Raw genomic sequence first — 12,467 nt, forward strand, 5'->3', positions numbered from 1 at the left:
GCCCGAGGCAGCGCCCAAGCAGGCCGAAGCCGCGCCCAAGGCGGCCGAGGCAGCAGCGCCCAAGCAGGCCGAAGCCGCGCCCAAGACGGCCGAGGCCCCCGCGGCGCCTCCGGCCGCTGAAGCGCCCGCTGCGCCGGCTGCCGCTGAAGCGCCCGCCAAGAAGGCAGGCACCGCCGCCGCCAAGAAGGCCGAGCCCACCGCATCACCCGGGGCAGCCGCGGAAAAGGCCGTTGCCGCGCCCAGGAAGTCCGGGGCCCCCGCCGCGCAGCAGCCGGCAACCGCCGCTGATTCGACTCGCGCGGCGCCCACGCCGCCCCACGCGGGCGCACCGCCGGTCAACCTGCCTGCCGGAATCCTGGACTTGCAGCGCGAGCCCGTCCCGGACACGCCGCCGCTGTCGCCCGAGGAGCAGATCCACCGGGACATCCAGGCGGACGCGCGCTTCCTCTTCCAGTCGCTGCTGACGGGGGACGTGCGCACGGCCTCGAACGAGCTGCTCTACCCGTTCAGCCTGGAGGCGGAGCGCTACGCCACGCCGGAGGAGCTGGTGTCGGCATGGGTGAAGCAGCTGCGGCTGAAGCGCACGGACCTCATCACCCTGTATGACGTGGAGGTGATGCCGCTGGAGGCCATGGAGAAGAAGTACGGCAAGGCGCCCGCGCGGCTGGGGTTGGATCTGCGCAACCCCAAGGACGTGTGGACGGCCGTGGGCAACCTCTCCGGCCGCCCCGCCGTCCTCGTCTACCGCCAATACCGCGACGAGTTCCGCGCCTTCGCCTACACGGACTGAGCGGTCAGCTCAGGGCCTTGACCAGCTCACCCAGGCGGGCAAGGCCCTTCTGCAGCACCTCACGCGAGGTGACGAAGCTCATGCGCACGTAGCCGTCCGCGCCGAACGGCTCGCCAGGCACGGCGGCGACGCGGAAGTCCTCGAGCAGGATCTCCGACAGCTGCATCGCGGACGTCACCGGCTTGCCCTTGTACGAGCGGCCCAGCAGGCCCCGCACGTCCGCGAAGGCGTAGAAGGCGCCCTCCGGCATCCGGCAGCGCACGCCGTCCAGCGCGTTCAGCCCCGCGACGAAGAAGTCACGGCGCTCGCGGTACTCCTTCACCATGGCGGTGAGGGTGTCCGGCGGCCCTTGCAGCGCCGCCAGCGCGGCCTTCTGCCCAATGGACGAGGCGTTGGACGTGGACTGGTCCTGCACCATCTGCATGGCGGCCACCAACGGCTTGGGCCCGGCGATGTAGCCCAGGCGCCAGCCCGTCATGGAGTACGCCTTGCTCATGCCGTTCACGACCACCAGCCGCGGCACCAGGTCCGGCGCCACGTCGCTGATGCCCAGGCGCTCGTCGGTGAAGAGCAGCTTCTCGTAGATGTCGTCCGTGACGATGAGGCAGTCGTGGGGCCGCAGCACCTCCGCGATGCGCTCCAGCGCCGCGCGCGAATAGACGGCGCCGGTGGGATTGCCCGGGCTGTTGATGATGACGGCGCGCGTGCGCGGCGTGAGCGCGCGGCGGATGGCGTCCGGGTCCGGCGCGAAGCCGTCCTCCTCGCGCGTGGGGACGATGACGGGCGTGGCGCCCGCCAGCCGCACCATGTCCGGGTAGCTGACCCAGAAGGGCGCGAAGATGATGACCTCGTCACCCTCCTCCAGCGCCGCCTGGCAGAAGTTGTAGAGGGCCTGCTTGCCACCGGACGTGACCAGCACCTGGTCCGGCGTGTAGCGCAGCCCGTTGTCCCGCTCGAGCTTGGCGCAGATGGCCTCGCGCAGCTCCAGGATGCCGTTGGTGGCGGTGTACTTGGTGAAGCCCGCGCGCAGCGCCTCCACCGCGGCCTGCTTCACGTAGTCCGGCGTGTCGAAGTCCGGCTCTCCCGCGGCCAGGACCACCACATCCACACCCTTGGCGGCGAGCGCCTTGGCGCGCGAGTTGAGAGCGAGCGTCGGAGACGGCTTGATGGCCTGGAGCCGGCGAGCGAGTTTCATGTCCCATGCCTAACGCGGAGCGCCACGCCGGACAAGGGGCCTGCCCGCTACTTCCTTCCAGCGAACTTCGCCTTCAAACCTTCGTGCACGTTGGGCGGCACCAGCCCGGTGACGTCCCCCCCGAAGGAGGCCACCTCCCGGACCAGGTTGGAGGAGATGTAGAAGTAGTCCTCCCCCGTCATCATGAAGACGGTCTCCACGTCGGGCGCCAGCTTGCGGTTCATGTTCGCGAGCTGGAACTCGTATTCGAAGTCCGACACCGCCCGCAGCCCGCGGACGATGACGCCCACGTTGCGGCGGCGCACGTAGTCCACCAGCAGGCCGTGGAAGGCGTCGACCTCCACCCGGTCGTCCTGGACGGCCTCGCGAATCAACGCGCGCCGCTCGTCCTCGGTGAAGAGCGGTGTCTTCTTCGGGTTCACCGCGATGGCCACGATGAGCCGATCGAACATCTTCAGGCTGCGCTGAATGAGGCTCAGGTGCCCGTTGGTGAGCGGATCAAAAGAACCAGGATAGATGGCGACCGGCATGTGCCTGGAAGTCTCGGATGCCCCCGGGAGCCGGTCAAGGACTGCTCACGGCGCCCGATAGAAGCTCACCAACGTGTCCCCGAAGCGGCGCTGGTCTTCCCGGGTAAGCCCGGCATGTGTGTCCGGGGCCGCCTCGCGCTTGTCGTGCTCCACCACCACCATGCCGGAGGGCGTCAACAGCCCGGCGGCCACGACGCCGTCCAGCACCGTCTCCACCACGCGCGCGGCGTATGGCGGGTCCGCGAAGATGAGCTCGAAGCGGTCGCCGCGCCGTTTCAGCGTCTCCAGCGCCCGGGCCACCGGCGCGGACAGCACCTCCACCTGCCCGGCGAGCCCCACGGCCCGCGCATTCTCACGGCAGAGGGTGAGCGCCTCGCGGTCCTGGTCCACCAGCACCGCCTGCCCCGCGCCGCGAGACACGGCCTCCAGGCCGAGCGCGCCGGTGCCGGCGTAGAGGTCCAGCACCCGCTGGCCGTCCAGGAACTGACCCAGCACGTTGAAGAGCGTCTCCCGGACGCGGTCGGCCGTGGGGCGGATGTGAAGGGACGAGGACTTGGGGCCGGCCAGGGCGCGGCCCTTGGCGGTGCCGGCGACGATTCGCATGGGGCCCCTTCTACACCGCTCCGGCCTCAGTCGCCCCGCTTCTCCGCCAGGAAGCGCAGCGACGCCTGACCCGTGCGCGTGGCCCCCAGCGCGGCCAGGACCTCGGTGGCCTCCATGAAGGACAGGGCCTCCAGCTTCTCCCGCGCGGCGGCGTCCAGCGGCGGCAGTTGCTCCTCCAGCACGCTCAGCAGCTGGCCTGCGGGCAGTCCGGCGGCCATGGCCTTGTCCTCCACGCTGGCGCGGACGTCCGGGGGCCACGCTCCCAATGCGAGCCGCTCGAAGCCGCCCACGCAGTCCACCTTGCGCACGCCGGCCGCCACGTACGTGGGCAGCCCGCCGACCCGGGCCGCGCCCGCCTCGCCCACCGACAGCACGGCGTCGTACTCCGAGGCCAGCTCCACCAGGCTCCGCAGCAGTCGCACGTCCGGCTCGCCCTCGCCCAGCGCGGACTCCGGCACCCGGACGAAGTCCACCGGCACCTTCCACTGCCTGAGGCCCTCCAGCAGCGTCCGGTACGCGTCCACGAACCCACCCGAGGCGGCCGGTCCCGTCAGCTCCAGCGCCAGCTCGCGCTCGGTCACCGGCGCCACCAGGGCATTCACGGCCTCCACGGCCTCATAGGAGTCCAGCCGGGACAGGTCCAACGACACCAGCGAGAAGCCGGCGTCCACCACGCGGTAGATGCCGTCCTTCAGGGCGTCCAGCGTGTCCGCGTCCGCCCGGGCCACCCGGATGGGCCCGGCCTGGAGGAACAGCGGCCGCGCGTGTTCGGCCTCGGCGGCGGCCTGATGCGCGGCCACGACGAAGCGCTCGGGCGCTCCACGGTCCGACAGGGGGTGTGGGCAGGCCAGCCCCAGCACGGCATCCTCCGACCGGGCCGCGCGCAGCAGCCCTGGCAAGGCGCCCTTCGCCTGGACCGGCAGACACGGCAGCGCCACCGGCGCCTCCGCCAGGGCACGCAGCAGCTCCCGGGGATTGAGCAGCGGCACGCGCGAGCCCGCGCCTACTCGCGCCACCGTGTTCCCCGGCCGTAACGTCAGCACCTTGTCCAGCACGTTCATGGAGCGTGGAGAATCATCCGCCCGCGCCGCCCGAGGCAAGGTGAAGCTGTCAGGAGCGTCCGCTGGGGCACGCCCCCGGGGCCCGAGGGCCGTCAGTGGACCTCACCCAGGTGGGCGTAGGTCTCGCTCTCGATTTGAATCGTGGTGTGGTCGATTCCGAAGCGGTCGTACAGGTCGTGCTTCACCGCGGAGAGAATCTCGTCGTTGTTGCAGACCATGGGGTCCTGCACCACCAGGTGCGCGGACAGCGCGTAGACGCCGCTGGAGATGGTCCACACGTGCAGGTCATGCACCGCCGTGACGCCCTGCGCGCGCAGCATCAGCTCCTTGATCTGCGCCAGGTCCACGTGCGCCGGCACCGCCTCCATCAGCACGTCCACCGCGTCGCGCACCAGCCGCACCGCGCCGATGACGATGACGAGCGAGATGACCACCGAGATGATGGGGTCCACGACGTACCAGCCCGTGTACGCCATGATGCCCGCGCCCACGAGCACGCCCACCGACGACAGCGTGTCCCCCAGCACGTGCAGGAAGGCCCCGCGCACGTTCATGGAGTGGGAGCTGTGCAAAAACCCCAGCGCGCCCAGGTTGGCCAGCAGGCCCACCCCGGCCACGATGGCCATGGGGCCAATGTCCACCGGCGCCGGCGAGCGCACCCGCTCCCACGCCTCATAGAGGATGAAGCCGGTGATGCCCATCAGCAGCACGCCGTTGAGCAGCGCGCTGAGGATCTCCATCCGGTAGTAGCCGTACGTCTTCTTCACGTCCGCCGGCTTGCCCGCGAACCACAGCGCCACCAGGCTCAGCGCCAGCGCGGACACGTCCGTCAGCATGTGGCCCGCGTCGGACATCAGGGCCAGCGAGTTCGTCAGCCAACCGCCCACCGCCTCCGCCAGCGCGATGGTGGCCGTCAGCACCAGGGCGAAGATGAGCCGGCGCTTGTCCTTCTTCCGCTCCTCCGCCAGTCCGCCCTTCCGGGGACCGTGCCCATGTCCGTGCCCATGGCCGTGATGATGATGGTGGCCATGACCGTCGCCGTGGTCATGCTCGTGGCCATGCCCGGCTTCACCGCGGGTGTAAGGGGAGGTAGTCACGGGAGAGGGGGGTGCGGACAATGCCCATTCATGAGGTATGAGAGGCCGGGAATCTGGCTGCCGCCAGGCCCGGCGTCCCCTGCTCCGGAGCGTGGGGAGACGCGACGGAGGTGGGGATGGACTACGGGAAGCATCTGAACCTGCACACCATCATCATGCTCAGGGATGTCATCCGCAAGTGGTGGCAGGTCGAGCTGACGTTCGCGGACCGCCACGGCGTGGTGCGTGAGTGGCAGCGCGGGGAATTCAGCTCGCCGCCGAACGCCCTCTGCCGCGTCGCCCTGACCTCGAAAGAGGGCATGCGGCGCTGCGGCCAGTCCGTCCGGGTGCTGAACGAGAAGTTCAAGGCCAACAAGAAGGTGCGCCGCTCGCTCATCCACGACTGCCACCTCAACTTCACCATCGTGGGCGCGCCCCTCTACATCGCCAACGAGTACGAGGGCTTCCTCTTCGTCGAGGGCTTTGCCCGCCAGCCGCTTGACGCGCGGGAAGCGGACGTCCTCAAGTCGAAGGTGCGCCAGTTCGCCCCGCCGCACGCGGCGCTGGACGGGTTGAGCGAGCAGGTCCCCGTCCTGGACGGCGCCGACCTGAGCAAGCTGTCCGATCTGCTCGAGTGCGCGGCGAATGAGATCGCCAACCACGAAGCGGCGGAGGCCTCCCGCCAGGAGGACGGCGCGCCCGTCCTGTCCCGTGAGCTGAATGAACGCTACCGCTTCGAGAAGATCATCGGGCGCTCCGGGCCCATGATGGAGGTGTTCCGGTTGATGGAGAAGGTGGCCAACTCCGACTCCACCGTCCTCATCAACGGCGAGTCCGGCACCGGCAAGGAGCTGGTGGCCCGCGCCATCCACCTCAGCGGCCCGCGCGCGCAGCAGCCCTTCGTGGTGCAGAACTGCTCCGCCTTCAACGACAACCTGCTGGAGAGCGCCCTCTTTGGCCACACCCGCGGCGCCTTCACCGGCGCGCTGCGCGACAAGAAGGGCCTCTTCGAGGTCGCCGACACCGGCACCTTCTTCCTGGACGAGGTGGGCGACATGTCCGCCGCGCTGCAGGTGAAGCTCCTGCGCGTGCTCCAGGAGGGCACCTTCCTGCCCGTGGGTGGCACGCAGCTCAAGGAGGTCAACGTCCGCGTCATCGCCGCCACCCACAAGGACCTGGGCGAGCTGGTGAAGCGGGGTGAGTTCCGCGAGGACCTCTACTACCGCATCAACGTCATCCGCGTGCAGCTGCCGCCCCTGCGGGAGCGGCGCGACGACATGCCCGTCCTCATCGACCACTTCCTGCGCAAGCACCACCGCGAGGGCCAGCGCGCGCGCGGGCTGGACGCGGAGGCCCTGGCCATCCTGGGCGCCTACGCGTGGCCAGGGAACATCCGCGAGCTGGAGAACGAAATCGAACGCCTGCTCGTGCTGGGGGGCGAGCTGGAGTCCATTCCCGCCGAGCTCATCTCCAGCCGCATCCGCGACGCCGTGTTGCCCGGCGGAGGCCCCTTCATCTCTCCGCGCGCCCACGGCAAGCTGCACGAGGCCGTGGAGGCACTGGAGCGGGAGATGATTCAGCAGGGACTGATGCGCACGCGCTACAACAAGAGCCGGCTGGCGCGCGAGCTGGGCATCAGCCGCTCCAACCTCATCCTGAAGATCTCCCGCTACGGCCTGGACAAGGGCCTGCCCGAGGACGAGGCGGAGCTGGGCGACGCATGAGCCCCGGCACGCGGTACTTCCACCAGGACCGCCTGCGCGTCCCGGACGGCGCGGAGCTGTACTACCAGGTCCAGGGAGACGGCCTCCCGGGCATGGTCCTCTGTGACGGCCTGGGCTGTGACGGCTTCGCCTGGAAGTACCTGGCGCCCTACCTGGTCCGGAACCACCGCGTGCTGCGCTGGCACTACCGGGGCCACGGCCGCTCCACCGTCCCCGCGGACCGCTCGCGCATCGGCATGCTGTACACCTGCGACGACTTGCGGCGGACGCTGGACGCAGTGGGGATGGAGCGCGCCGTCCTCTTCGGACACTCCATGGGCGTCCAGGTGGCGCTGGAGTTCCAGCGCCGCTACGCCCAGCGCGTGTGCGGGCTCGTCCTGGTGTGTGGCAGCTACGGCAACCCGCTGGACACCTTCCACGACTCCACCGCGCTCAAGCGGGCGTTCCCGCTCATCCGCCGCGTGGTGGAGCGCTACCCGGGGCAGTCCGCTCGCATCATCCACACGGTGCTGCGCACGGAGCTGGCCGTGCAGCTGGCCATCACCCTGGAGATGAACCGGGAGCGCATCGCCCGGAACGACCTGGCCCCCTACTTCGACCACCTGGCCCGGATGGACCCCGTCGTCTTCGTGCGCACCCTGGAGTCCATGGCGGAGCACAACGCGTGGGACCACCTGCCCCACGTGGACGTCCCCACCCTGGTGGTGGCGGGAGGCCAGGACAAGTTCACACCCGGTTGGATCTCCGAGGAGATGGCCGCCCGGATTCCGGGCGCCGAGCTGGACCTCATCCCCGACGGCACCCACACCGCCCCACTCGAAGCTCCAGGGCGGGTCGAGGCCCGCGTCGAGCGCTTCCTCCGGGAGCGACTGAACGTGCGTACCGCCGCCCTCTCCCCTTCACCTACACCGGCGGTGCGTCCTCTCCCAGACCATTGAGCGGGCGCAAATGCCCGTTGGAAGGTGCCGACGCCCTGGTGTTGTTCATAGGTGGCAGGAGTGAAAACCCGCCCGCCCGGATGCTGGACTTCCGGCTGCATTGCAGGGGACGCACTCGCGGCATATAAGCGCCCGCCTTCCGGGTTCCGGTGGGGTTCGGAAGCCCCGACCTCCTCGGGCGTACCCCACCTTCCATCACAGTTCGGTTCGTATGATTCCTCGCGAAAACATCCGTAACGTCGCCATCGTCGCCCACGTTGACCATGGCAAGACCACGCTCGTCGATCACCTGCTTCGGCAGGCGGGCACCTTCCGAAGCAACGAGCACGTCGCCGAACGGGTGATGGACTCCAACGACCTCGAGCGCGAGAAGGGCATCACCATTCTCGCGAAGAACACCGCGGTCAACTACAAGGGCATGCAGATCAACATCATCGACACCCCGGGTCACGCCGACTTCGGTGGTGAGGTGGAGCGCGGGCTGCGCCTCGTTGATGGCGTCATCCTGCTGGTGGACGCCGCCGAAGGTCCCCTGCCCCAGACGCGCTTCGTGCTCAGCAAGGCCCTGGCCATGGGCCTGAAGACGGTGCTGGTCATCAACAAGATCGACCGCCAGGACGCCCGCGCGAAGGACGTGCTGGACCTAGTGTACTCGCTCTACATCGACCTGGGCGCGGACGAGAAGCAGCTGGAGATGCCCGTCCTCTACACCGTCGCCCGCCAGGGTCAGGCGTCCACGGACCTGGACGTGCCCGGCAAGACGCTGGAGCCCCTGTACGACGCCATCATCAACCACATCCCGCCTCCGCCGAAGTCGGATGAGACGACGCTGCAGTTGCTCGTCGCCAACCTGGACTACGACGACTACGTCGGCCGTCTGGCCGTGGGCCGCGTGCAGGCCGGCCGCATCACCGCCAACATGCCCGTCTCCGTCTGCCGCGAGGGCGGCAAGGTGCAGCCGGGGAAGATCGTCAAGCTGTACGGCTTCTCCGGCCTGAAGCGGGTGGAGATTCCGGACGCGGGGCCGGGTGAAATCGTCTCCATCGCGGGCATCGAGGAGATCTCCATCGGCGACACCATCGCCGACGCCGAGAAGCCGGTGGCCCTGCCCCGCATCACCGTGGACGAGCCCACGATGATGATGATCTTCAAGGTCAACGACGGGCCGCTGGCGGGCAAGGAAGGCAAGTTCGTCACCTCCCGCAACCTGCGTGAGCGCCTCTACCGCGAGGCCTACCGCAACGTGGCCGTCCGCGTGGAGGACACCGAGACGCCGGACGCGTTCCGCGTGGTGGGCCGTGGCGAGCTCGCCCTGGCGGTCATCATCGAGAACATGCGCCGCGAAGGCTACGAGCTGACGGCCTCCAACCCGGAGCCCATCACCAAGGTGGTGGACGGCCAGGTGCACGAGCCCATGGAGCTGCTCTTCTGCGACGTGCCGGAGAACAGCGTGGGCGCCGTGACGGAGCGCCTGGGGCCCCGCAAGGGCCGCATGGTGGACATGGGCAGCCTGGGCTCGGGCCGCACCCGGCTCCAGTTCCGCATCCCCGCGCGCGGCCTCATCGGCTTCCGCTCGGAGTTCCTCACCATCACCCGTGGCGAGGGCATCATGAGCAGCCAGTTCGACGGCTTCGAGCCGTGGTTCGGCTACATCCCCAAGCGGCAGAACGGCGCCATCGTCTCCGACCGCCTGGGCGACACCGTGCCCTACGCGCTCTTCAGCATCCAGGAGCGTGGCTCGCTGTTCATCGGCGCCAGCACCACGGTGTACGAGGGCATGATCATCGGCGAGCACTCGCACGCGTCCGAGCTGAACGTGAACTGCTGCCGCGAGAAGAAGCTCACCAACATCCGGGCCTCCGGCCGCGACGAGAACGTCATCCTCACCCCGCCGCGTGAGATGGGGCTGGAGAAGGCGCTGGAGTGGATCGCCGACGACGAGCTGGTCGAGGTGACGCCCAAGTCCATCCGCATGCGCAAGCGGGCGCTGGCGGTGGGCGACCGCTACCGCGCCGAGCGTGACCGCAAGCGCGAGGAGCGCGCGGCCGACTAGGCCTCCGCGCCCGACTCAAGCGCCGAGGGCCCGTTCCCACCATGTCGGGGGCGGGCCCTTCGTCCGTCCGCGCTCAGAACGTGTACTTCACCTTCGGAAACACGGCGAAGGAGGTGATGTTGGGCCCGATGATGTAGCGGGCCAGCAGGTCCGCGCCGACGGAGAAGTGGTCCATGCCCGTGGCGTACTCCACGCCGAAGCCCAGGCCCGCGTTGGGCGCGCTGACGGCGCGTCCCGGGTCGCCCTCGCCGGGGTCCACGGGCGCAGGGTCCAGCCGCGTGTAGCCCGCCACCACCTTGGGCGTGAGGAACAGCCGGTCCATGACGCGCACGTGGTAGGCCACCGACGCGTTGAAGAAGGCCATGGTGAAGTTGTCCGACAGCGCGCACGTCTCCGTGCCGGGCAGGTAGCCCGCGAAGCAGTTCTGCGCGGATGAGCCGAGCCCGAAGTGCGCCCCCAGCGACAGCTTCTCCGTGAGGTCATACCCCACGCCGAGCTGAAGGTACGTCTGGGCGTTGGAGTAGACGTTCTCACCGCCCACGGTGAAGAACACACCAATGTCCGTCTCGGTGAAGAAGCCGCGGCGCGGCTGGAACTCCACCCCCTCCGGTGGCGTGGCCGCAAGAGCCGGAGACGACAGCAGCGCGAGCGCGGCAATCAGCTGAGACTTCTTCACGGGTCCTCCCGACAGACGTGCCCTCCCAGCGCAACGCGGGAGCGGCGCAGACGTTAATGACGCCCCCACGGAACCGGCAGTGGGGAAAAAACGAAAGTGGCGTGGACCGTTTCGTCCACGCCACTCGGGTCCTTCACGGGCCGCGACCGCCGCTCACCCGCCCGCGGGCGAGAAGAGCCAGGGGTACGTCACCGACACCACGCCGCCGCCCTTGGGCTCCGGGAACTTCCAGCGGCGGATTCGCGACAGCATGCAGCGCTCCGCCGCGGCGCTGTTCAGCGTCGTCTCGGAGACAGTCGCGTCGGACACCGCGCCCGTGGGGTCGATGACGAAGGCCACCGCCACCTTGCCCGCGAGGCTCGGGTCCTTGTTCAGCTCCGACTCGTAGCAGTACTTGATCTCCCCCTGGTGCCGCCGGATGACCTTGGCGATGACGTCCTTGTCCAGGCCGCCCACCACCGTCGTCTTGCCGGGGATGACCTTGGTGATGGACTTGCCACGGCCGCCCAGGTCGATGCCGCCAGAGCCGCCCGTGCCACGGCCGGTGCCCTGCGTCCCGAGGCCACCGATGCCCAGCGCGGTGCCACCAGCGCCCTTGCCGGTGCCACGCGAGCCCAGGCCGCCGACGCCCTGCGCGTCACCCATGGCCGCGCCGCCCTTGAGGCCGCCCAGCGCGTCGTTGATGCCAGTGCCGAAGCCGCCGGGGCCGAACACGTCCGACGCCCCGCCCTTCATGCCCTTGAAGGCGCCCAACAGGCCGGCCTTGCCCACCGCCTGACGGTCCTTCTCCTTCTTGCTCCTGTCCACCACGGGCGTGCCGGGCTTGGAGGGCGCCGCTTCCTGCTGCTTCGCCTCCTCCTTGCCGAACTTGCCCTCCTCGTCCTTCGCCTTGGCGCCCTCTTCCGGCGCGGACAGCTGGAGCTTCTTCGCCTCCAGCTTCTTCTGCGGGGTGATGAGGAGCTTCGCCACGCGCTGCTGGGACTCGAAGATGTCCGCGCTTCGCGGCAGCTCCTGGCGCGGCGTCAGCACCATGGCCAGCACCACCGCCAGGCCCGCCAGCATGCAGATGCTGGTGATCTTGAAGAACGTGAAGTCGGAGTCCTTCAGCGACGCGGCGGTGATGACCGGAGACGGCTTCACGTAGCGCGCGACGAAGGACACCGTGCCCAGCGACACCTCCACCCGGTCATGCAGGCCCAGGGTGAAGCGCTGCTCGGCGGCGTCACCGGCCTGACCGGAGAGCGCGCCCGCGGCCCGCAGCGCGTCCTTGGTGCGCACGTTGCCCTGGTTGGTGACGAAGGTGCGCGAGCCCGCGGGAGCGCGCACCTCCAGCCCGTCCTTCTTGCTGACGGCCAGCACGTGGCGCGTGCCCACCGACGGCGCGAAGACGTTGAAGAAGTTCTTCTTCGCCTCGCCGATGGTGACGGGCACGCCGTCCTTGAAGTGCTGGACCTCCAGCATGGTGTCGCCCCACAGCAGCGCGACCTGGAGGACACGCGCCTCGGGCGTGGGCCTGGCCTCGGGAGGCAGTGGCTCCTGGAGGTGTGGCGCCACCGTCCGCCGCGTCGTGGCCGTGTTCGGCGTGGGCGTCCGCGCCGTGGAGGGCGTCGTGCGAGGCTGGAGCCCCGGAGGCGCCTGCCGGGGCGGCTCGACCGGAAGCACGCCGGGAGAGGCCACCCGCTCCACGCGGTTGCCCAGCGCCGTGGACACCTGGCGCATGGGCGGCGGCGGCGCGGGCACCAGGTTCGGCAGGTCCGCGCGCGTCTGCGTCTGCATGCCACGCGGCGGCGGCGGTGGCGTGGCCACCCGCCCCTGGAACAT

11 protein-coding genes are annotated in these 12,467 nt (G+C 69.7%); 4 read left to right on the plus strand and 7 right to left on the minus strand.

Annotation, left to right across the window (positions count from 1 at the left end; translation table 11 throughout):
- Positions 1-790, plus strand: a 790-nt coding sequence (locus HV824_RS37730) for a hypothetical protein (RefSeq protein ID WP_255208498.1), incomplete at its 5' end; no start/stop codon positions are given.
- Between the two features lie 4 nt (positions 791-794).
- On the opposite strand, the gene HV824_RS31600 is transcribed toward HV824_RS37730, so the two are convergent.
- The 5 genes from HV824_RS31600 to HV824_RS31620 form a co-directional block, all read right to left on the minus strand.
- Positions 795-1,985 carry a pyridoxal phosphate-dependent aminotransferase gene (locus HV824_RS31600; protein WP_176420837.1) on the minus strand — a complete coding sequence of 397 codons (1,191 nt, stop codon included), beginning with the start codon at positions 1,983-1,985 and terminating at the stop codon, positions 795-797.
- Positions 1,986-2,032: 47 nt separating this feature from the next.
- Positions 2,033-2,515 (minus strand): pantetheine-phosphate adenylyltransferase, encoded by a 483-nt coding sequence (gene coaD, locus HV824_RS31605; protein ID WP_163784165.1) that lies wholly within the window; start codon positions 2,513-2,515, stop codon positions 2,033-2,035.
- Between the two features lie 45 nt (positions 2,516-2,560).
- Positions 2,561-3,118, minus strand: coding sequence for a 16S rRNA (guanine(966)-N(2))-methyltransferase RsmD (gene rsmD / locus HV824_RS31610; RefSeq protein ID WP_176420838.1), 558 nt, complete (start codon positions 3,116-3,118; stop codon positions 2,561-2,563).
- A 26-nt stretch (positions 3,119-3,144) separates the two neighbouring features.
- Positions 3,145-4,179 carry a hypothetical protein gene (locus HV824_RS31615; RefSeq protein ID WP_176424903.1) on the minus strand — a complete coding sequence of 345 codons (1,035 nt, stop codon included), beginning with the start codon at positions 4,177-4,179 and terminating at the stop codon, positions 3,145-3,147.
- A 92-nt stretch (positions 4,180-4,271) separates the two neighbouring features.
- Positions 4,272-5,276: a cation diffusion facilitator family transporter gene (locus tag HV824_RS31620; RefSeq protein ID WP_176424904.1), complete on the minus strand. Its 1,005-nt coding sequence runs from the start codon at positions 5,274-5,276 to the stop codon at positions 4,272-4,274.
- A gap of 116 nt (positions 5,277-5,392) precedes the next feature.
- Here HV824_RS31620 and HV824_RS31625 point away from each other — a divergent pair, with 116 nt between their 5' ends.
- The 3 genes from HV824_RS31625 (at position 5,393) to typA (ending at position 9,970) form a co-directional block, all read left to right on the plus strand.
- Entirely contained in the window at positions 5,393-6,979 is a 1,587-nt protein-coding gene (locus HV824_RS31625; protein ID WP_176420841.1) for a sigma 54-interacting transcriptional regulator, read from the plus strand.
- The gene (locus HV824_RS31630; protein ID WP_176424905.1) at positions 6,976-7,917 is read left to right on the plus strand and encodes an alpha/beta fold hydrolase; all 942 of its coding nucleotides are present in this window, start codon (positions 6,976-6,978) and stop codon (positions 7,915-7,917) included. The genes HV824_RS31625 and HV824_RS31630 overlap by 4 nt, the downstream gene beginning before the upstream one ends.
- Before the next feature lie 211 nt (positions 7,918-8,128).
- Positions 8,129-9,970, plus strand: coding sequence for a translational GTPase TypA (gene typA / locus HV824_RS31635; protein ID WP_176420843.1), 1,842 nt, complete (start codon positions 8,129-8,131; stop codon positions 9,968-9,970).
- 73 nt (positions 9,971-10,043) lie between these two features.
- Here the strand turns inward: typA and cglE are convergent, their stop codons facing one another.
- Complete coding sequence (cglE, locus tag HV824_RS31640) at positions 10,044-10,646, minus strand: adventurous gliding motility protein CglE (RefSeq protein WP_176424906.1); 603 nt, start codon at positions 10,644-10,646, stop codon at positions 10,044-10,046.
- A 153-nt stretch (positions 10,647-10,799) separates the two neighbouring features.
- Positions 10,800-12,467, minus strand: a 1,668-nt coding sequence (locus HV824_RS31645; protein WP_176424907.1) for a TonB family protein, incomplete at its 5' end; no start/stop codon positions are given.

This window comes from Myxococcus sp. AM009 (genome assembly GCF_013372605.1).
GTDB lineage: Bacteria > Myxococcota > Myxococcia > Myxococcales > Myxococcaceae > Myxococcus > Myxococcus vastator.